Source organism: Planococcus salinus (genome assembly GCF_003719725.1).
Classification (GTDB): domain Bacteria; phylum Bacillota; class Bacilli; order Bacillales_A; family Planococcaceae; genus Planococcus; species Planococcus salinus.
This window is the reverse complement of sequence record NZ_RIAX01000003.1, coordinates 91167-110882: the sequence shown is the minus strand read 5'-3', so window position 1 is coordinate 110882 and position 19716 is coordinate 91167. Positions and strand designations below refer to the sequence as shown.

The window sequence follows — 19716 nt, the reverse complement described above, 5'->3', positions numbered from 1 at the left end:
ACGATGAGATTTGACGAAACGTATTCAGGAAAAGTGTTCATCAAAAGCCATCCGAATTACGACGAGTCGAAAGCGGTGCTTTACGGCATGCCGATGGACTGGACGGTCAGTTACCGGCCGGGATCCCGTTTCGGCCCCAACAAAATCCGTGAAGTGTCGATCGGGCTGGAAGAATACAGTCCGTACCTGGACCGGGAACTTGAGGATGTGAAGTTTTTTGATGCCGGCGACATCCCACTGCCATTCGGCAATCCGGAAAAAAGTCTGCTGGAAATCGAGACATATGTCCATACGTTGCTGAAAGACGGCAAAATCCCCGTTGGCATGGGCGGCGAACACCTGGTGTCGCTGCCGGTTATGAAAGCCGTTGCCAGTCAATACGATGATTTGGCCATCATCCATATGGACGCGCACACGGACCTTCGGGAAAATTACGAAGGCGAAGAATATTCCCATTCCACGCCCATCCGTAAAATCGCCGATCACATCGGACCACAGAATGTCTATTCATTTGGCATCCGTTCCGGCATGAAAGAAGAATTCGAGTGGGCCAAAGAACAAGGGATGCACATCTCCAAGTTTGAAGTGCTCGAGCCGTTAAAGGAAATACTGCCGACCCTTGAAGGTCGCAACGTTTACGTGACGATTGATATGGACGTCCTGGATCCGGCGTATGCTCCGGGCACTGGAACCGTCGACGCAGGAGGCATCACATCCCGTGAACTGCTGGCATCGATACATGCCATCGCCGCGTCAGGCGTCAATGTCGTCGGCTTCGACCTTGTAGAGCTTGCCCCTGTCTATGACCATTCCGATCAAACCGCGAACACGGCGAGCAAGCTGATCCGCGAAATGATTTTGGGTTGGGTGAAATGAACAATAAGCAAGTCAGCCGGACTGGGTCACCAGTCCGGTTTTTGTGAATCAAAAGCTGAAAGAGAAGAGGTGCTGACTATGAAATTGTACAAATGGAGCGGCCATACCGACCAGGCTGTGGCTATCCTCGCAAATTTTCCGAATACGCCGCTGGTTTTTCTGATGAACGGGGAAGAAGCGGTGCTGCTCTACGAATCGGAGGGTGCCGGGTCACTGCCCTATACAGAAGCCTACGAAGTGCTGGATGCCAGCGGCGCAATCAATGGCGGCTATTTCGCAGTATTCAATAACATCCCCGTCGCAGAAGAAGGCAGGGAATTATTCGAAGAGCGTTTTAAGAAACGCGCGGGATTGATTGAGAAAGAACCGGGGTTTGCGGCAATTCGTGTGCTGCGTCCTGTAACAACGGATACGTATGTCGTCCTGACATTATGGGAAGACGAAAAATCATTTACGGACTGGCAGCAGTCCCGGGCGTATGGCCAGGCGCATGCCAAGCGCGGGACAGCTGAAGGCATCGATAGGAAGCGGGATATATTTCCACGTCCTTCTTTCGTTCAAACCTATATCAAGTAATTTACAAGCCACTCTTCAGGAGTGGTTTTTTAACTTACGAGCCGATTCAGTGAGTTCGGTGGTCAATACAAAAAACAATGTGAAAATGCCGAAGAAATTGAGATGGAACAAAATCGAAACTTCATTGAAAAAAAGCGCCGAATCGGGCTATAATGAAAAGGTTATTAAAGGACGGGAAGGCGGATGACCATGAAAAAATCAGTCATCATCAAACTGACTACCATAATCCGTCTGCCGGATGAAGCAGAACAAGTCATGGAGCTGCATTCTCACGGTACGTTGACGGAAAAAAATGACCGGCGCTATCTGCAATACGCAGAACAGCAGGACGATCTGGAAATCCGGACGACGGTCAAACTCCAGGAAGAGGAAGCGGTAGTATTAAGAAGCGGCGGTCTGCAGATGCGGCTCCCGTTTTTATTACATAAAGAGCAGACAGGCAACCTGACGAATGAGCAGGGTTCCTTTATGCTGACCACCAAAGCACACGAGCTGTCAGTCAGCGAAAGTCGTTTTCAAGTCCGCTATGATTTATCGTTGGGGACGGATTATGTAGGGGAATATGAAATGGAAATACAGTTTACGGAGGGTAAAGGATGAATGCAGTAGAGAAAGTACAGCAAGCCATCAAATTGGCGATCAGCAATGCAGTGGAAAAAGCTGAATTGACAACGGAACAAGTGGATGTTCACCTGGAAGCACCAAAAGACAAGGCGAACGGTGATTATGCGACCAATATCGCGATGCAGTTGACGCGCCTGGCGAAAAAACCGCCCCGCGCCATTGCGGAAGCCATCGTGGAAAATCTGGATAAAGACGCCGCGAATATCGAAAATGTGGAAATTGCCGGTCCTGGATTTATCAACATCATTGTCAAAAAGGATTATTTGCAGGAAGTCGTGAAAACCGTCATGGAACAGCAGGCGGAATACGGCCGCACAAATTCAGGGGCGGGAGAGCGCATTCAAGTGGAATTTGTTTCCGCCAACCCTACAGGAGACCTTCACCTGGGGCACGCCCGTGGTTCGTCGGTCGGCGATTCGTTATCCAATGTTCTCGGCCTGGCTGGGTATGACGTATCCCGTGAATATTACATTAACGATGCCGGCAATCAGATTAATAACCTGGCTTTATCAATCGAAGCCCGTTACTTTGAAGCGCTGGGGAAACCCGTCGATATGCCGGAAGACGGTTACCGTGGCCAGGACATCAAAGACATCGCCGATGACCTGGTGAAAGAGTATGGCGAGAAATTCGTGAACATGTCCGATGAAGAACGTTTCGAAGCTTTCCGCAAGCATGGATTGAAAGTGGAGATTGAGAAGCTGCAGCAGGATTTGGCTGATTTCCGCGTGGAGTTCGATGTATGGTATTCGGAATCCTCGCTTTACGAAAACGGCAAAATCGACAAAGCGCTCCAGAAGCTTCGCGACAACGGGCATATCTACGAGCAGGACGGGGCAACCTGGTTCCGTTCCACGACGTTCGGGGATGACAAAGACCGTGTCCTGATCAAGAATGACGGCACGTACACGTATTTGACACCTGACATCGCTTATCATGAAGACAAGCTGCAGCGCGGTTTCCAGAAGCTGATCAATGTCTGGGGAGCGGATCATCACGGCTATATTCCACGGATGAAAGCGGCGATCGAAGCACTGGGCTATGACCGTGAAACGCTGGAAGTCAGCATTATTCAAATGGTGCAATTGTACAAAGACGGCGAAAAGATGAAGATGAGCAAACGGACAGGCAAAGCTGTGACGATGCGTGAGCTTGTAGAGCTGGTCGGTTTGGATGCTGTGCGCTATTTCTTCGCCATGCGTTCAGGCGATACTCACATGGATTTCGATTTGGACTTGGCCGTTTCCCAGTCAAACGAAAATCCGGTTTATTATTCCCAGTATGCGCATGCACGCATTTGCTCAATCTTGCGCCAAGCGGAAGAACAGGGATTCACGGCATCTCTGGACCATCTGGACTTGCTGACATCCGAAAAGGAAATTGACGTCCTGAAAAAAATTGGGGACTTCCCTCAAGCTGTTGCTGAAGCAGCGAGACAACGGGCGCCTCATCGGGTTACCACGTACATTCAGGAGTTGGCGTCCAATTTCCACAGCTTTTACAATGCCAACAAAGTATTGGATGCTTCCAACGAAGATCTGACGCGTGCCCGTCTCGCGCTGATTACAGCTGTGAAGACAACACTGGCCAATGCTTTGAAAGCGGTTGGCGTAGCAGCACCGGAAAAAATGTAAGAGACTTTTCAATATTTTTCGGTATAATGAAGAAGAAGACAAATGAATAACCACCATAAAGGTGCTTATGTCTAAGAGCATGAGTTAAAAGGGAAGCCGGTTCGATTCCGGCGCGGTCCCGCCACTGTATGTGAGAGCAATCTGCCATATGCCACTGAAGCAAAGCTTTGGGAAGGCGCAGAAAGCGATGATCACAAGCCAGGAGACCTGCCTTTATGGAACACCCACAAGCTTGCGAGGACAGGCTGGATGCGCATGTCTTTTTATGGCGTCCTTTCAGACCTCCCGCAGTATTGTGGGAGGTCTTTTCAATTACAGAAACGGAGGATTTCATTCATGAAAAAGTTTTGGCAATTTGGATTAAGTACAGGGCTGGCGGCAATCTTGCTCGCGGGCTGCGGAGAAGAAGCGGCACCGGTCGAGGAACAGCAACAGACAGAATCACCTGCTGAACAGCCGGCAGAAACGGAAGAAGCTGAGTTTCCGGTTACATTGACGGATGCCGTCGGCGAAGAAGTGGTGATTGAAGAAGAGCCGGAAGCGATTGTTTCCATGGTTCCGTCGAATACAGAAATTGCTTATGAACTTGGATTAGGAGAAAAAATGGTTGGATTATCCGATTTTGATAATTACCCACCAGAAACAGAAGATGTTGAAAAAATCGGCGGTCAGGAATTTAATGTAGAGCAAATCATTTCCCTTCAACCGGACCTCGTGCTGGCGCATGAATCAGGTTTGGGTGTCGGCGAGGCCGGTTATCAGCAATTGCGCGATGCTGGGCTAACGGTATACGTGGTTCGTGAAGCGGGTAATTTTGATGAAGTATACGATACGATGACAGTAATCGGACAAGCGACAGGTACGGTCGAAGAAGCGGAAGCCATCGTTTCGGAAATGCAGCAGGAAGTGGCGGATATCGAAGAACGCGCTGCTGAAGTTGAAGAGCCAAAAACAGTGTTTATTGAAGTGTCCGGGGATCCTGAAATATTTACAGCAGGAAGCGGTACGTTCATGGATGAAATGCTGACTATCATCAACGCTGAAAACGCAGCGGCAGAAATCGAAGGATGGGCCAGTGTAGACCCGGAAGCCATCGTTGAATGGAATCCGGATGTTATTTTAACGACATACGGCTTTTATGTACCGGAGGCTGTCGATCAAGTCATGGCACGCAGCGGCTTTGGTGAAGTGACCGCAGTTCAGCAAGAGGCTGTACACAATGTAAATTCGGATCTCATTGACCGAACGGGTCCCCGTTTGACTGAAGGGCTGAGGGAAGTGGCAAAAGCTGTCTATCCTGAGGTTTTCAGTGAGTAAAAACACGGTAGCTTACATTGTCTCTCTGCTGATACTGGGAGCGGCAGTGCTGCTGGGTGTAACGGTCGGAACGGTTTCAATTTCGCCTGTAGTGCTGTGGAATCCTGCATCAGACAGCACAGCCGCCAATATATTATGGAATATCCGCATGCCCCGTGTGGTGCTGGCTGGCCTTGTCGGTGCGGCACTGGCCACAGCGGGGGCGGCTTTTCAAGGCTTATTGAAAAATCCGTTAGCCGATCCTTACACGCTGGGAGTGTCTTCCGGTGCCTCAGTGGGCGCCGTGATGACACTCTTTTTCGGCATTTCTATCCCGTTTTTGGGCCTTTACACGCTGCCGGTCATAAGCATGCTGTTTGCCATTTTGACGATGTTCGCTGTAATCGGCTTTGCAAAACTGGTGGACCGGTCGATGAAAATGGAGACCGTCATCCTGACTGGAATCATTTTCAGCTCGTTTTTGGGATCTGTCATTTCATTAATGATCGCTTTGACAGGAGAAGAGCTCAGGCAAATCATTGGCTGGCTGCTCGGCAGTGTGTCGATGCGCGGCTGGCCGTATGTCCAAATGGCATTGCCTTTTGTACTAATCGGTTCTTTTGTTCTCTGGCTTTGCCGTCGGGAGTTGAACGCTATGCTCTTTGGCGAAGAGCGGGCAAAACACCTTGGAGTTGACGTGAAAAAGTGGAAGTTCATCATTCTGATCAGCGGATCCATCCTGACAGGTGCGGCAGTCGCAGTATCAGGAACCATCGGCTTTGTCGGGCTGGTGGTGCCGCATATGACCCGCCTTTTATGGGGGGCGGATCACCGCCATGTGCTGCCTTTGTCTTTCATCAACGGCGCGGCGCTTCTCATCGTCTGTGACCTGGTGTCCCGGACGATTATCTCACCGACCGAATTGCCGGTGGGTGTCATTACAGCATTTATCGGTGCACCGGTTTTTGCTTTCATCTTTTTCCAACAACGCAAAGGAGTGGCTTAATATGCTGGAAATTCAAGAATTATCAGGCGGCTACGGTGATGAGAACATTGTTCAAAACGTCTCTTTCCGTGTCAATAAAGGGCAGATGCTCGGCATTCTGGGGCCGAATGGCAGTGGGAAGTCCACTTTGATGAAACTGATCAGTGGAGCGTTGCCGTTTCGAAGCGGTTTTGTGAAGATTGACGGAAAACCCATAACGGAGTTTGGAGCAAAGGAATTAGCGAAGGAAATGGCGGTCCTGCCCCAGCTTCACGCCCATGCTTTTTCACATACTGTCCGTGAAACCGTGGCACTTGGACGCTATCCTCACCAAAGCGGCTGGTTTTCGGCCTGGTCCGACGAAGATGAATTTGCGGTAACGGAAGCGATGCGCCTGATGAACATTTCCCATTATGAAAAAACGCAAATTGACCAGATGTCCGGTGGGGAACAGCAGCGGGTTTTCGTGGCTCAGGCACTCGCACAAGATGCGCCCGTCTTATTGCTTGATGAACCGACCAACCATTTGGATATCAATCATCAGAAAGAATTGCTGGATACAATCAGAAAACAGGCAATTGACAAAGGGCTTACAGTCATTTCCATTTTTCATGATATCAATCTGGCTTCGATGTACTGCGATGAACTTCTTTTATTGGATAAAGGGACCATCGTTCGTATGGGGGAGCCGCACGAAGTGGTGAGAGAGCAGGACATTGAAATGGTGTACAAAACAAGAATCAGTAACCATCCGCATCCTGAATTGCCGAAACCGCAAATCACTTTATTGCCGGGAGTCAAAAGAAAAGTGCCCACAATGCTGGTCCGTCCCCAAAACTTCATCGTCACTTCAGAATTTGTCATTTATGACAGCCCTGTGCCGTTAAAGACAGTTTCATCTGCAGTTGTCAACGCGGGGGCGGGCTGGTTCCGGACCTTCATGAACCGGCGAGTGGACAGTAATTACGAATGCGATGACAGTATCCAGGAGATGAAAGATTTTATCGAGCGGAAGGGTTTCAAGCCAACCGATACTGTCGGCATGATGACGGCGGTGAAAACGGAAGACGTAATTATAAAAGAATACACAGGAGACTTTAGTTCGCTCACAGTGGCTGTCACTGCAGGCGTGGGCAATGCTGTGGACGTGTCTAAGGCATTAGACCGAAAAGAAAAGGTCGGTACGATTAATACGTGGATTATGGTCAACGGCTGTTTGTCGGATGAAGCGTTCATCCAGGCGATGATCACTGCAACAGAAGCGAAAACAAAAGCGCTTCATCAAGAACGTGTGATGGACCCGTTGACGGATACCATCGCTACAGGCACGTCGACCGACAGCTGCTTGGTGGCGGCTACGCAACAAGGCGAATACTTGCCTTATGCCGGACCGGTTACGGAACTCGGCCGTTTGATCGGTATTGGTGTATTCGAATGCACGGTAGAGGCAATTGGCAATTACCGGATGGCCAAGAAAGCATGATGGAACACATCGCGGCGATTGCGCTTGGTTTGCTTCTGGACCGTATGATTGGAGACCCGCCAAATTGGCCTCATCCTGTCCGCTGGATTGGCTCGTTGATTGTAAAGCTGACCGCTCAATGGAATCGAGGACCTTCCACTTTCCGGAATGGTTTTCTCTTAGTGGGGACGATTTCATTGACCACAGTTGGACTTGTTGCCGGTCTTGTTTACTTCGCTTATACAATGCACTGGGGAGTGGGGATTGCTGTTGAAGCCTTGCTGATTGCTTCCGGGCTGTCACAAAAAAGTTTGCGGCAGGCTGCGGAAGAAGTACACGAGCCGCTTCTCAATAAAGATTTTCAGCTCGCCCGGCAAAAACTTTCCTGGATTGTCGGCAGGGATACAGAAGGGTTGGGCGAAAGCGAAATCACCCGTGGCGTTGTGGAAACTGTGTCGGAAAATACAAGCGATGGTGTTACGGCACCTCTTTTTTGGGCATTTTTGCTTGGAGCCCCCGGATTGTGGCTTTACAAAGCAGTGAATACCTGCGATTCGATGGTAGGGTATAAAAATGAAGAATTTATGCAATTCGGTTATGCCTCTGCCCGTCTGGATGATGTCTTGAACCTCATCCCGAGCCGGATTACCGGATTGCTGATTTTGCTGACGACTAAAAACGAACAATCGGTGGGCTTGCGCCGCCGGCTGTCACTCTGGGTGCGCGATGCACGAAAACATCCAAGTCCCAACAGCGGCTGGCTGGAAGCCGCCACCGCCATTCAACTTGGAGTGGAACTTGGTGGCGTAAACACGTATAAAGGGATTCGCTCTGTCCGTGCCAGAATGGGAGCGCCGATTGTGCCGCTCGAAGCAAGGCATATTCATTGTGCAATCCAACATATGCATCAAGTCACTATGTGGTTTTTTATCTTATTTGCGTTAGGAGGGCTGATTTTTGAAGTTACCTGATCACGGTGCCAATCCGCATCGATTGTACGAAGCTGCAGGAGTAGAACAGCCAAGTCAATTCTTCGATTTCAGCGAAAATGTTCATCCGTTTGGTCCGCCGCAGTTTATCAATCGTGATTGGCAGAAACTGCTGCCGCTTATCAGCCGTTACCCGGACCCTGAAGCAGAGCCGTTCCGGAGTGCTGCCGCCAATTTTCATCATGTGATGGCAAAGCAAGTGGCGGCGGGAAACGGCGCTGCGGAGATTTTCACATGGCTTGCCCGGAGGTACCGGGAAAAGCGGGTCGTCCTAATCGAGCCGGCATTTTCCGAATACCGGAAAACGCTGCAGGCAGAAAATGTGGAAATCAACAAAGTGCACATGACAGCGAAGTCAGCGTGGAACTTGCCGATGGACGAATTGGTTCGGGCAATTCACGGAAGTTCTGCACTGTATATTTGCAATCCGCACAATCCGACCGGAAGCTTGATACAGAAAGAAGAATTGATCAGTTTGGCGAAAGCTTGCGAAAAAGCTGGTTGTGAACTGGTGGTGGATGAAGCATTCATCGATTTCGCGGGAGAACAATTTTCTGTTATTCCTTATGTGAACGATTTTTCAAACTTGATCGTTGTCAGATCGATGACAAAGATGTATGCCATACCCGGACTGCGGTTGGGTTATGTAATTTCAACAGAGCAAGTAGTGGATGAATTGAAAAAGGGAGCTGCGCAGTGGAATGTCAATGCACTTTCTGCGGCAATCGGATCCCGGTGTTTTGAAGAAAGTGCATATCGCGAACAAATCCAGCACGCTGCCGGAAAAGAAAGAAAAAGAATGGAGCGTTTCCTGAAACAGAACGGCTGTGAAGCAACAGATTCTGCTGCAAACTTTTTATCGTTCCGTCTTCCCAACCGGCTGGATTCCGATGAGTTTTTTGAAGGAATGCTAAAAGAAGGCTTTGTATTGAGGCATACTTATTCTTTCGAAGGAATGGACGGCAATTGGTTCCGCATCGGCATGAAATCTGAATTTCAGATGGAGGCGCTTCGGGAGGTGATGACGAAATGGCTGAAGGAAAAATGATTTTTATCAGCGGAGGTGTCAGGAGTGGTAAAAGTGCCTATGCGGAACGACGGCTGTTGAATATTCCGGCGCCGCGATATGTGTATCTTGCCAGTGGACAAGCACGCGATCCGGAAATGGAAGAACGCATCCTGCGTCATCAAAAGGATAGGCAAAACGGTGGCTGGACGACTGTTGAACAACCTCTGCAGATGGAACATGCGCTGCTCAAAATAAAGGCAGGTGACGCTGTTCTGTGGGACTGTGTCACGACATGGCTCGCTAATGAATTGTATGAAGGTTGGCAAGAGGGAAAGCCATGCACAGAAGAAAAAGGATGCATGGAAGCAAAATGGAGAAAAATGCAGGACACAATGCACCGTATCCGGGAAGTTGCGGGTATACTGGTTATCGTATCGAACGAAGTGCTGGATGATTTCGTTCGCGATGAAAGCTATCAGAAGTGGCTCGGGGAAATCCATCGCTGGATTGTGGCTGAATCGGATGAAGCATTTGAAATGGAAAACGGAGTTGCTTACAAAAGGAAGTGATGACATGCGGGGAGTGATGATTCAAGGAACTGCCTCAGATGTAGGGAAAAGTATGATCTGCACCGCTTTTTGCAGGATTCTTTCCGATCAGGGAGTGAAAGTGGCACCGTTTAAATCACAGAACATGTCAAACAACTCTTACGTAACGGTGTTTGGCGAAGAAATAGGCCGTGCCCAGGGAGTCCAGGCTGAAGCTGCGAGAACAGTAGCAACGGTCAATATGAATCCGATTCTGTTGAAACCGGAAAGCGATATGAAGTCGCAAGTGGTTTTATTCGGAAAAAAGCTCCAGTCGGTGGACGGTATGGATTATCGAACCGATTTCCACCAACGGGGACTGGCTGCAATTGACCAGGCACTGGAAAAGTTAGCCGGGCAATATACTCACTTAGTGATCGAAGGCGCGGGCAGCCCGGCCGAAATCAATTTGAATGACCGGGAACTGGTCAATATGACGGTTGCAGAACGGGCGGACGTACCGGTTATACTGGTAGCTGATATCGAGCGCGGAGGCGTATTCGCTTCGCTTGTCGGAACGCTGGCTTTAATGCCGCAACCCGAGCGTGTTAAAGGATTGCTGATCAATAAGTTCCGTGGAGACATACGGTTATTTAAAGACGGTATATCGTTTTTGGAGTCGTACACCGGCCTCCCGGTTCTGGGCGTGATTCCGTATATGCCGAATCATCAAATCGAACAGGAAGACTCGCTGGGCGTAAGGGAACTAGGCAGGGAAAGAACCAGTCGGCCGATTGAAATCGTCGTGCTGAAACATCCTTATCTTTCTAATTTCACCGATATCGAACCTTTGCTGAATGAACCGGATGTTTCGGTCCGCTGGGTGGAGTTCGTACATGAAATGGGCCGACCTGACATAGTGATTTTGCCTGGAACCAAAAATACCATTGCGGATTTACGTTATTGGAAAAAGCAAGGATTGGAAAAGGAATTGCAGAAGATAAAAGAAAGAACTTGGGTTATCGGGTTATGCGGAGGATTTCAAATGCTTGGAGACACATTGGTTGATCCTCAAGGTTTTGATGGAACTGTTGCAGAGAGGGAGACAGGGTTAGGCGTGATTCCAAAAATGGTCACCGCTTTCGAAGCCGAGAAATTAGTCAAAAGACGCAGTGGCACTGCCATTTTAGCGGGACAACAGCTTAAAGTGGAGGGCTACGAAATCCATACAGGCAGGTCATTTGGACATGGTTCCTCTTTAATTTCATATGCTGAGGAAACCGAAGGCTATCAGGATGAAAAAGTACTTGGTACTCATTTGCATGGATTCTTTAAAAGCAGGGAATGCCGCAGTGCTTTTCTCGGTCCAATCAGAAAAGACAAGAACTTGCAGGCGCCTTTCTATGAAGAGCCTATGGACCCTTATCAACGCTGGGCAGAGCACGTGAAAACACATATTGATTGGCATGCGGTGGAACGAATAATAAAGGAGAATTGCTGATGGGCCATTATATAACAGGTTTTTTATTGGCGCTTCAATTCTTCTCAGTCCTGCCGGTGAAAAAAGAACTGAAAATGGAAAAGAACGACGTGACAGCCATGTATGCCGTGTTGCCGTTGATAGGGATGCTGTTCGGCGCCATACTGGCCATAACTGCCTTTGGGGTCAGGGAATATACTGACAGCAGCTCGTTGCTTTTGGCCTTTCTGATCGTGTTGTTGAGCGCGGTCATGACCGGAGGATTGCATCTGGATGGTTTAGCGGATGCAGGAGATGCTTTTTTTTCCTATCAGGAGCGGGAGAAGCGACTGGAAATTATGGAGGATCCGAGAATCGGAGCTTTCGGAACTTTGGTCTTGCTGCTTGTAATTATCGGTAAAATTTTTGTGATTGCAGAAGTGATAATGACGGTGCCGATTTTGCTGGTCGCAATAATTCCGTTGCTTTCCCGCAGTGGGCTTTTGCTGTTGTTCAGTTTGACCAAAACTGCGAAAGAAACCGGTCTGGCCGCATTTTTTCGGCAGCATATGGATTTGAAGAAAATCGGTGTCGCAGCCTTTGTATACGTGATGGCAACAGGGATATTGCTGCTGTTTGTAACTGGCTGGCTAACCGCGGTCGGTCTGGTTGCAGGGTTGCTGCTGTCTTTTTTCTGCTACCGTAAATGGTGTCTGCGGCATTTTGGCGGCGTAACCGGAGACTTGTCTGGAGCGTACGTGGAAGGAGTTGAATGGTTGTTATGGATCGTCGTTTTGCTCTTAATTTGATCCGTCATTTGCCAACAGCCGGGAACAGTCAAAAGAAATACATCGGCTGGACGGATGAACCCATTTTGCCAGTTCAAGTTGAACCGGTGCCTCATTTGAAGGAAGTGTGGGGAAGTGATTTGCAGCGCTGCCGCCAAACGGCATCATTGCTTTTTCCGGCCGCGGCTTACTATGAAGATTCGGGTTGGCGTGAATGCAATTTCGGAGCATGGGAAGAGAAAACCTACAATCAGCTGGTGCAAGATCCGCTTTACCGAAACTGGATTGATGACCCTTATCGCTTCACTCCTCCAGATGGTGAAAGCCTTGAGGCTCTTGCAAAACGTATTGACCAAACGATAAAGTCGATGCCGGATAGAGAAGAATTTACAGTGGTGACTCATGGTGGGCCTATCCGGTATTTGCTTGCGAAAGCGACAGGTGGAAAGTTTCAAGAGCAGAAAGCGCATCTCGGTTACAGCCATCGCCTTGTTTGGAAAAGCAGAAGCGCATATGAGGAGGGAGCCTTATGCACATCGTTTTCGGTGGAGCCTTTAACGGAAAGCGGCAATATGTAAAAGAAATGTTATCGAGTAAGGAAACAGTATGGTGTGAAGGAAAGCTTCCAGACGCTGCAGATCAATCGGTTGTAATAGCCGGCTTGGAGCAATGGGTTAAAATGCAGCTTGAACGGCAAATGGATGAAGAAACGATTCAGCAACTGGTGAAAAAAACTGTTCAGTCAAAAAAAGGTCAACAGCAGATTTGGATTCTGACGGATATGAACAGAGGCATCGTGCCAGTTGACGCAATTGAACGGAAACTCCGGGATGTCATCGGCAGGATCTATCAGGATCTGTTTAAAGAAGCGGAACTTGTAACGCGGATTTGGTACGGCATACCACAACTAATAAAAGGAGCGGATGAAAATGAACATTTATACCAGAACCGGAGATAAAGGCCAGACAAGTTTGATCGGAGCACGGGCTGATAAAGACGCCCCGCGGATCGAGGCTTATGGGACGATCGATGAAGTGAATTCATTTATCGGCAAAGCGATGACAGAACTGGAGCCTGACCTCTATCCAGATTTGCTTGCGGACCTGGAAGCAATTCAAAACGAGCTATTCGATTGCGGTGGTGATTTGGCGGACGTCCGAAAAGAGCCCCGATTCAAAATGACGGAAGAACCGGTGGAAGTGTTGGAAAAACGCATCGATGAATTGATGGACGAACCGCCTTTACTGGAACGATTTATCCTGCCCGGAGGTTCACCGGCTGCGGCGACGCTTCACATTGCCCGTACCATCACACGCCGTGCTGAGCGCCAAACGGTAACGCTGCAAAAAACAGGGGAAAAGTTTCCGCAAGTCGTTCAGCGCTACTTGAACCGCCTGTCGGACTATTTGTTCGCAGCGGCACGGGTTGCCAATGCCCGGGCAGGTGTTCCAGACCATGAATACGTACGCAGCGGGAAAGTATTCAAAAACGGCGGACGCTCCAAAAAGACGGGAGAATGAGCACAAAGAAATTGGCAGTGTCTGCATTGTTCATCAGCCTGACAGCTGTCGGTGGCATGTTCAAGCTGCCGCTGGGAATAACGTCAATTGCATTCGATTCTTTGCCGGCGCTGCTCGCAGTGCTGTTTTTGCCGGCATCATCAGTTGGCCTGATTGCGGCGTTCGGCCATTTTATTTCCGCATTATTGGGCGGCTTTCCGCTGGGGCCGCTTCATGCAGTCATCGCTTTGGAGATGTGGCTGATACTATGGGCTTTTGCCAAGCTTCACCTCGGCGGTCGCCATATTTTAAAGTGGCTGGTCTTTGTTATCGGGAATGGAATTCTGGCGGCCATTCCGTTTTACTTCCTGCTGTCTGCAGCCTTTTTTATTGCGGCTGTGCCGGGCTTATTGATTGCGGCTGTACTTAATGCAGCAGTGGCGGGGGTTGCTATGCCCTTTATGATTAAAATCGGAAAGAAGGTGGAATGATGCGTCATGAGCTGCTTGCAGAAGATTGGGTCATCACATCTGATAATTCAGCCGGAATCGGCGAAAAGCCTTTGGATGCAGTTTCGGCATCTGATCGCAATACTGCAAAGTTTGCAGCACGAGTCGCTCTTTTGGAGCAATGGGCGGCAGGAAGTGAACCTGAAGCAGTGCTGCTCCACAATTTCAGTGGACATGCCCAATGGCAACGCTATGTTGAAGGCATCGAGGAATTGTTCAAGGAAACGGATATGACTTCACTGCCAATTGCCGGCAGTTCTGAAACCAACATGGAAACCCTGCAATCAGGAGTAGCAGTGACCATGTTCGGCAAACGAATCCGTGAATTGACAGCCACCGATCTCACTTGGTTTGTTTACGGGGCGCCACTGGTGGGCAGTGACGTACTGAAAAACAGCGAACAAGTGGCGGATACAAAAAAAATCCGTCAGGCGCTTATGTCAGGACTTATCGACCGTATTTGGCCGGTAGGCTCGAAAGGCATTAAACGTGAAATGGAATTACTGTCAGGAAAACCACTGACTGTATCCGCGGCAGTTGATGTGACTGCTTCGGGAGGGCCGGCGACATGCGTAATGATTGGCGTGGGCAAGGGCAAAATCAAACAGCTGACACCGCACTTCGGAATACATATTTACCCATTACATCTAACACAGCAAAAATGATTTTTTTGCAAAAAAAAAGCTGGTGGTTTTGTCCTTACCTCCTGCTTTTTTTATGCTTTTCTTTCAGTTTGTATGTGATTTGGCGACTTTACTGCTTTGATTTTCCCAAAAAACCTGGCTTTTGGGCTGGTGAAAGTGTAGAATATTCTTAAAGATGAAACCCCTTTCAAATTTCCTATTGACTGAATGCTCATTCATATTTTAATATAGAGATTAACTCGACAAGTCACCAGACTTGGCGTAAACTTTATTTTAGGAATTTTTAAATAATACATAACAAGGGGGATATCTTGATGGAGCCATTGCTCATTGCTAACTGGGTGTTATTTCTGGCCGTGACCATATACGCAGTTTATCTCTTCATTTACTTGCTTAAATCGAGATATGATTTTATCAAGCTCGGTAAAAAAGTGGAATTTGAAGATAATTTCAACGAACGCGTACGAAAAGTCATGGTGAACGTATTCGGACAAAAAAAGCTTTTGAAAGACAAGAAGAGCGGCACGATTCACGTGATGTTCTTCTACGGATTTTTGCTGGTTCAGGCCAGTGCCATTGACTTTATCATCAAGGGCCTCGCTCCTGAGTCCCATTTGCCGCTCGGATTTTTGTATCCGGCGTTCACTCTTTTCCAGGAAATTGTGACGTTGACGATTTTGGTGGCGGTCATATGGGCATTCTACAGACGTTATATTGAAAAACTGGTTCGTTTGAAACGCGGCTGGAAATCCGGCCTGGTCCTCATTTTCATCGGGGGGCTGATGGTTACTGTATTGATCGGTAACGGAATGGCCATGATCTGGCATGCGCATGAAACAGCATGGACAGAACCTGTTGCATCTCTTGTGGCAAGTGCCTTCGGTTGGATTCCGACTGCTGCAGCTGCTACAGTGTTTTACATCATGTGGTGGGCACATCTATTGTTCCTGCTGGTATTCCTGGTGTACGTGCCACAATCCAAGCATGCTCACTTGATTTTCGGACCGGTCAATACATGGTTCCATCGCTTGGATCATGTCGGCCGCTTGAAGCCGATCAATTTTGAGGATATGGAAGACGATGACGAAGATCCAGATGCGATGCCTTCATTTGGCGTCGGAAAAATCACTGATTTCAACCAGGCGCAAATGATTGACTTCTATGCCTGTGTAGAATGCGGCCGCTGCACGAATATGTGTCCGGCTACTGGAACAGGGAAGATGCTGTCACCGATGGACCTGATCACGAAGCTGCGTGACAACCTCACGAATACAGGTGCGGTGATGACCCGCAAAAAACCATGGGTCCCTGCAATGGCATTCAACAATACTCAAGGAAACCAATTGGCTATGGCTGCCGGTGCTGAAGGGGTAAACATCGATGAACTGTACAGCCCGAGCCTGATTGGAGATGTCATCACGGAAGAAGAAATCTGGGCTTGCACGACTTGCCGTAACTGTGAAGACCAATGTCCGGTTATGAACGAACACGTCGACAAAATCATCGACCTTCGCCGTTACCTGGTAATGACGGAAGGAAAAATGGATCCGGATGCACAGCGCGCGATGACAAACATCGAACGCCAAGGAAATCCATGGGGTCTTAACCGCAAAGAAAAAGAAAACTGGAGAGATGCTCGTCCGGATATCTCAATTCCGACAGTAAAAGAATTGAACAAAGCCGGCGAAGAGTTCGAATTCCTGTTCTGGGTCGGTTCCATGGGTGCATTTGACAGCCGTTCTCAAAAAATCGCGTTGTCTTTTGCCCGTTTAATGAACGAAGCCGGCGTCAAATTCGCCATTCTCGGCAATAAAGAAAAGAACTCCGGCGACACGCCAAGACGCCTCGGAAACGAATTCCTGTTCCAGGAGCTGGCAACTGCCAATATTAAAGAATTCGAAAAAGCGGATGTGAAGAAAATCGTTACAATCGATCCGCATGCTTACAATATTTTCAAGAATGAATACCCAGACTTCGGATTCGAAGCGGAAGTTTACCACCATACCGAAATGCTGTTCGAGCTTGTGCAACAAGGCAAACTGAAACCGCAATTCCCGGTGAACGAAAAAATTACGTTCCACGACTCTTGTTACCTGGGACGCTACAATGATGTATTCGATGCGCCGCGTGAGATCCTTAAATCGATCGAAGGCGTCGAACTTGTTGAAATGGTCCGTAACCGGCAAGACGGCATGTGCTGTGGTGCAGGCGGCGGCTTGATGTGGATGGAAGAAGATGCTGGCCATCGTGTCAACGTAGCCCGTACCGAACAAGCGCTTGAAGTCAGCCCGACAATGATTTCTTCCGGTTGCCCGTACTGCCTGACGATGCTGTCAGATGGAACGAAAGCAAAAGAAGTCGAAGAACAAGTCGGCACATACGATGTGGCTGAACTATTGGAAATGGCTGTTCTGGGCAGTGAAACACCTCAACCGGAACCAGTGGTCCAATAACAAAACATCAGGCAGCAGGGAAATTCCCTGCTGTCTGAAAATAGCGAATAATATTTGCTAAATGACAGAGAATTGAGTAAACTAAATTTATAGAGAAATGAGAGAAGGGAGTATAACACTCCCTTTTCTTTTGAAAACAATCCGAGCGAGCGTTCAGTCAATATTATAGGCCGAATGGAATTCGGCCTATAATATTTGCGACGAAGCAGCGTAGCGAAGCGAAGCGATGCAACGCACGAACGACTTTACCACCGTATTATTTTCTCAGCACTATGCATCATTTTTTCACCAAATCTGTAACCGTTTACAAAGGAGGAGAAAGATTATGGCCAAAACAGTCATTATCGATGGAGCAAGAACAGCATTTGGAAAGTTCGGAGGGAATTTAAGTTCATTATCAGCGAGCGAACTTGGGGGTCACGCGATTAAAGAAGCATTGAACCGGGCAAACGTCCAGCCGGAAGAGGTTCAGGAAGTGATCATGGGGAATGTTCTGCAGGCAGGGCAAGGGCAGATTCCTTCCCGCCAGGCAGCTAAAAAAGCGGGGATTCCGTTTAACGTGAAATCAGAAACGATCAATAAAGTCTGTGCATCCGGCATGCGCAGCATCACTTTGGCAGACCAGATCATCCGCTTGGGTGATGAAGAAGTTATCGTAGCCGGCGGCATGGAATCCATGTCAAACGCGCCGTATTATTTGCCGAAAGGCCGCTGGGGACTTCGCATGGGTGATGCTCAAATAGTGGACGGCATGGTTCATGACGGATTGTCCTGTTCATTCCATCCAGACAAAGTGCACATGGGAACTTACGGAAATTCAACGGCTGAAGATTTCGGCTTAACGCGCGAAGCACAGGATGAATGGTCAGCCCGTTCACACGAACGCGCCATCAAAGCGAAAGATCAGTTTGCGGAAGAAATCACACCGATTGAAATTCCACAGCGAAAAGGTGATCCAATCACAGTGGACGTGGACGAAGCACCGCGCGCCAACTCAACAATCGAAGCGCTCGCCAAACTGAAGCCGGCATTCGGAAAAGACGGCACCATTACAGCCGGCAATGCACCGGGAGTCAATGACGGGGCAGTAGCGCTGGTTCTGATGAGCGAAGAACGCGCCCAACAGGAAGGAAAAACTCCATTGGCGCATGTGCTGGCTCATACAGAAGTGGCGATTGAACCACATCGCTTTCCGGAAACACCAGGTATTGTCATCAATGAACTGCTGAAGAAAACCGGGAAGTCGCTGGAAGACATCGACTTGTTCGAGATTAACGAAGCTTTCGCAGCTGTCGCTTTGGCCAGTTCGAAAATCGCTGGACTGGATGCCGAAAAAGTGAACGTCAACGGCGGTTCTGTCGCACTTGGGCATCCAATCGGTGCCAGCGGTGCACGGATTATCCTGACACTCGCTTACGAATTGAAACGCCGCGGAGGCGGTACTGGAATCGCTGCGATTTGTTCAGGTGGCGGACAGGGCGATGCAATCATGATTGAAGTTCCAAAACAGGAGGGAAAATGATGGCAATTCAAAATGTAATGGTGATCGGTGCCGGGCAAATGGGATCCGGCATCGCACAGGTTTGTGCACAGGCAGGATTTAATGTGAAATTAAATGATATGAAAAAAGAAGCTTACGAGCGAGGAATCGCCGGCATTACCAAGAACCTGTCAAGAAACGTTGAAAAAGGACGTATGACAGAAGAAGAGAAGACAGAAGCTCTCAACCGCATCACATCTTCACTCGATTTACAGGATGCTCATGATGTTGATCTTGTCATTGAAGCAGCTGTTGAAAATATGGAAGTCAAACACAGCATTTTCAAGACGCTGGACGAAGTGGCACCAAAACATGCTATTTTAGCTACCAATACATCTTCCCTGCCAATAACGGAAATTGCGGCGGCAACAAACCGTCCGGCACAAGTGATCGGCATGCACTTTATGAATCCGGTACCGGTCATGAAGCTGGTGGAAATTATCCGGGGTCTGGCAACAACGGATGAAGTTTATAAAGCGGTGGAAGATATGACGGTGAAATTGTCCAAAACTCCGGTGGAAGTAGAAGATTTCCCGGGCTTTGTGGCAAACCGGATCCTGATGCCGATGATCAATGAAGCCATTTTCACTTTGCAGGAAGGCGTTGCATCGAAAGAAGACATTGACGAAGTCATGAAACTGGGGATGAACCACCCAATGGGCCCTCTGCAATTGGCCGACTTCATCGGGTTGGATACCTGCCTGTATATTATGGAAATACTGCACGATGGATTCGGGGACAGCAAATACCGTCCGAGCCCGTTGTTGCGGAAGTATGTCAAAGCCGGATGGCTTGGCAAGAAGACGGGACGCGGCTTCTACGAATACAGCTAATATTAGGAGGAAC

20 protein-coding genes and 1 riboswitch are annotated in these 19716 nt (G+C 48.7%); all 20 genes read left to right on the top strand.

Annotated elements, in window-relative coordinates; translation table 11 throughout:
- Positions 1 to 3 precede the first annotated feature (3 nt).
- Entirely contained in the window at positions 4 to 876 is an 873-nt protein-coding gene (gene speB, locus EEX84_RS05325) for an agmatinase (RefSeq protein WP_123164569.1), read from the top strand.
- A 78-nt stretch (positions 877 to 954) separates the two neighbouring features.
- Complete coding sequence (locus EEX84_RS05320; RefSeq protein WP_123164568.1) at positions 955 to 1452, top strand: antibiotic biosynthesis monooxygenase family protein; 498 nt, start codon at positions 955 to 957, stop codon at positions 1450 to 1452.
- A 189-nt stretch (positions 1453 to 1641) separates the two neighbouring features.
- A complete protein-coding gene (locus EEX84_RS05315; protein WP_123164567.1) occupies positions 1642 to 2052 on the top strand; it encodes a YwiB family protein in 411 nt (136 codons plus the stop codon).
- Entirely contained in the window at positions 2049 to 3710 is a 1662-nt protein-coding gene (gene argS / locus EEX84_RS05310) for an arginine--tRNA ligase (RefSeq protein WP_123164566.1), read from the top strand. The genes EEX84_RS05315 and argS overlap by 4 nt, the downstream gene beginning before the upstream one ends.
- Positions 3711 to 3752: 42 nt before the next feature.
- A riboswitch (cobalamin riboswitch) is annotated at positions 3753 to 3939 on the top strand.
- Between the two features lie 107 nt (positions 3940 to 4046).
- Positions 4047 to 5027: an ABC transporter substrate-binding protein gene (locus EEX84_RS05305; protein ID WP_123164565.1), complete on the top strand. Its 981-nt coding sequence runs from the start codon at positions 4047 to 4049 to the stop codon at positions 5025 to 5027.
- Positions 5028 to 5043: 16 nt separating this feature from the next.
- On the top strand, positions 5044 to 6012 hold the full coding sequence (locus EEX84_RS05300) for a FecCD family ABC transporter permease (protein ID WP_420812554.1): 969 nt from the start codon (positions 5044 to 5046) through the stop codon (positions 6010 to 6012).
- A gap of 1 nt (position 6013) precedes the next feature.
- Entirely contained in the window at positions 6014 to 7474 is a 1461-nt protein-coding gene (locus tag EEX84_RS05295; protein ID WP_123164563.1) for an adenosylcobinamide amidohydrolase, read from the top strand.
- Complete coding sequence (gene cbiB, locus EEX84_RS05290; protein ID WP_123164562.1) at positions 7471 to 8424, top strand: adenosylcobinamide-phosphate synthase CbiB; 954 nt, start codon at positions 7471 to 7473, stop codon at positions 8422 to 8424. The genes EEX84_RS05295 and cbiB overlap by 4 nt, the downstream gene beginning before the upstream one ends.
- On the top strand, positions 8411 to 9490 hold the full coding sequence (cobD, locus tag EEX84_RS05285; protein WP_123164561.1) for a threonine-phosphate decarboxylase CobD: 1080 nt from the start codon (positions 8411 to 8413) through the stop codon (positions 9488 to 9490). Before cbiB ends, cobD begins: the two co-directional genes overlap by 14 nt.
- Positions 9472 to 10020 carry a bifunctional adenosylcobinamide kinase/adenosylcobinamide-phosphate guanylyltransferase gene (locus EEX84_RS05280; RefSeq protein ID WP_123164560.1) on the top strand — a complete coding sequence of 183 codons (549 nt, stop codon included), beginning with the start codon at positions 9472 to 9474 and terminating at the stop codon, positions 10018 to 10020. Before cobD ends, EEX84_RS05280 begins: the two co-directional genes overlap by 19 nt.
- 4 nt (positions 10021 to 10024) lie before the next feature.
- Entirely contained in the window at positions 10025 to 11479 is a 1455-nt protein-coding gene (locus tag EEX84_RS05275; protein WP_123164559.1) for a cobyric acid synthase, read from the top strand.
- Positions 11479 to 12246: an adenosylcobinamide-GDP ribazoletransferase gene (gene cobS / locus EEX84_RS05270; RefSeq protein WP_123164558.1), complete on the top strand. Its 768-nt coding sequence runs from the start codon at positions 11479 to 11481 to the stop codon at positions 12244 to 12246. The genes EEX84_RS05275 and cobS overlap by 1 nt, the downstream gene beginning before the upstream one ends.
- Positions 12219 to 12803: a histidine phosphatase family protein gene (locus EEX84_RS05265; protein ID WP_123164557.1), complete on the top strand. Its 585-nt coding sequence runs from the start codon at positions 12219 to 12221 to the stop codon at positions 12801 to 12803. The genes cobS and EEX84_RS05265 overlap by 28 nt, the downstream gene beginning before the upstream one ends.
- Positions 12755 to 13183, top strand: coding sequence for a bifunctional adenosylcobinamide kinase/adenosylcobinamide-phosphate guanylyltransferase (locus EEX84_RS05260; RefSeq protein WP_123164556.1), 429 nt, complete (start codon positions 12755 to 12757; stop codon positions 13181 to 13183). The genes EEX84_RS05265 and EEX84_RS05260 overlap by 49 nt, the downstream gene beginning before the upstream one ends.
- Positions 13155 to 13745: a cob(I)yrinic acid a,c-diamide adenosyltransferase gene (locus tag EEX84_RS05255; RefSeq protein ID WP_123164555.1), complete on the top strand. Its 591-nt coding sequence runs from the start codon at positions 13155 to 13157 to the stop codon at positions 13743 to 13745. The genes EEX84_RS05260 and EEX84_RS05255 overlap by 29 nt, the downstream gene beginning before the upstream one ends.
- Positions 13742 to 14215 carry an ECF transporter S component gene (locus EEX84_RS05250; protein ID WP_123164554.1) on the top strand — a complete coding sequence of 158 codons (474 nt, stop codon included), beginning with the start codon at positions 13742 to 13744 and terminating at the stop codon, positions 14213 to 14215. Before EEX84_RS05255 ends, EEX84_RS05250 begins: the two co-directional genes overlap by 4 nt.
- The gene (locus tag EEX84_RS05245) at positions 14215 to 14898 is read left to right on the top strand and encodes an alpha-ribazole-5-phosphate synthase (RefSeq protein ID WP_123164553.1); all 684 of its coding nucleotides are present in this window, start codon (positions 14215 to 14217) and stop codon (positions 14896 to 14898) included. Before EEX84_RS05250 ends, EEX84_RS05245 begins: the two co-directional genes overlap by 1 nt.
- Before the next feature lie 293 nt (positions 14899 to 15191).
- Positions 15192 to 17330, top strand: coding sequence for a (Fe-S)-binding protein (locus EEX84_RS05240; RefSeq protein WP_123164552.1), 2139 nt, complete (start codon positions 15192 to 15194; stop codon positions 17328 to 17330).
- Positions 17331 to 17655: 325 nt separating this feature from the next.
- Positions 17656 to 18852, top strand: coding sequence for an acetyl-CoA C-acetyltransferase (locus EEX84_RS05235; RefSeq protein ID WP_123164551.1), 1197 nt, complete (start codon positions 17656 to 17658; stop codon positions 18850 to 18852).
- Positions 18852 to 19703, top strand: coding sequence for a 3-hydroxybutyryl-CoA dehydrogenase (locus tag EEX84_RS05230; protein WP_123164550.1), 852 nt, complete (start codon positions 18852 to 18854; stop codon positions 19701 to 19703). Before EEX84_RS05235 ends, EEX84_RS05230 begins: the two co-directional genes overlap by 1 nt.
- The last annotated feature ends 13 nt before the right edge of the window (positions 19704 to 19716 follow it).

Bases quoted from the DNA above. Each gene is read 5' to 3' on its own strand.
- EEX84_RS05260 (WP_123164556.1), top strand. From the start codon at position 12,755: ATGCACATCGTTTTCGGTGGAGCCTTTAACGGAAAGCGGCAATATGTA.
- EEX84_RS05245 (WP_123164553.1), top strand. From the start codon at position 14,215: ATGCGTCATGAGCTGCTTGCAGAAGATTGGGTCATCACATCTGATAAT.
- EEX84_RS05250 (WP_123164554.1), top strand. From the start codon at position 13,742: ATGAGCACAAAGAAATTGGCAGTGTCTGCATTGTTCATCAGCCTGACA.
- EEX84_RS05305 (WP_123164565.1), top strand. From the start codon at position 4,047: ATGAAAAAGTTTTGGCAATTTGGATTAAGTACAGGGCTGGCGGCAATC.
- EEX84_RS05275 (WP_123164559.1), top strand. From the start codon at position 10,025: ATGCGGGGAGTGATGATTCAAGGAACTGCCTCAGATGTAGGGAAAAGT.
- cobS (WP_123164558.1), top strand. From the start codon at position 11,479: ATGGGCCATTATATAACAGGTTTTTTATTGGCGCTTCAATTCTTCTCA.
- EEX84_RS05265 (WP_123164557.1), top strand. From the start codon at position 12,219: ATGGATCGTCGTTTTGCTCTTAATTTGATCCGTCATTTGCCAACAGCC.
- speB (WP_123164569.1), top strand. From the start codon at position 4: ATGAGATTTGACGAAACGTATTCAGGAAAAGTGTTCATCAAAAGCCAT.
- EEX84_RS05315 (WP_123164567.1), top strand. From the start codon at position 1,642: ATGAAAAAATCAGTCATCATCAAACTGACTACCATAATCCGTCTGCCG.
- EEX84_RS05320 (WP_123164568.1), top strand. From the start codon at position 955: ATGAAATTGTACAAATGGAGCGGCCATACCGACCAGGCTGTGGCTATC.
- EEX84_RS05235 (WP_123164551.1), top strand. From the start codon at position 17,656: ATGGCCAAAACAGTCATTATCGATGGAGCAAGAACAGCATTTGGAAAG.
- EEX84_RS05280 (WP_123164560.1), top strand. From the start codon at position 9,472: ATGGCTGAAGGAAAAATGATTTTTATCAGCGGAGGTGTCAGGAGTGGT.
- EEX84_RS05240 (WP_123164552.1), top strand. From the start codon at position 15,192: ATGGAGCCATTGCTCATTGCTAACTGGGTGTTATTTCTGGCCGTGACC.
- cbiB (WP_123164562.1), top strand. From the start codon at position 7,471: ATGATGGAACACATCGCGGCGATTGCGCTTGGTTTGCTTCTGGACCGT.
- EEX84_RS05255 (WP_123164555.1), top strand. From the start codon at position 13,155: ATGAACATTTATACCAGAACCGGAGATAAAGGCCAGACAAGTTTGATC.
- EEX84_RS05295 (WP_123164563.1), top strand. From the start codon at position 6,014: ATGCTGGAAATTCAAGAATTATCAGGCGGCTACGGTGATGAGAACATT.
- EEX84_RS05230 (WP_123164550.1), top strand. From the start codon at position 18,852: ATGGCAATTCAAAATGTAATGGTGATCGGTGCCGGGCAAATGGGATCC.
- argS (WP_123164566.1), top strand. From the start codon at position 2,049: ATGAATGCAGTAGAGAAAGTACAGCAAGCCATCAAATTGGCGATCAGC.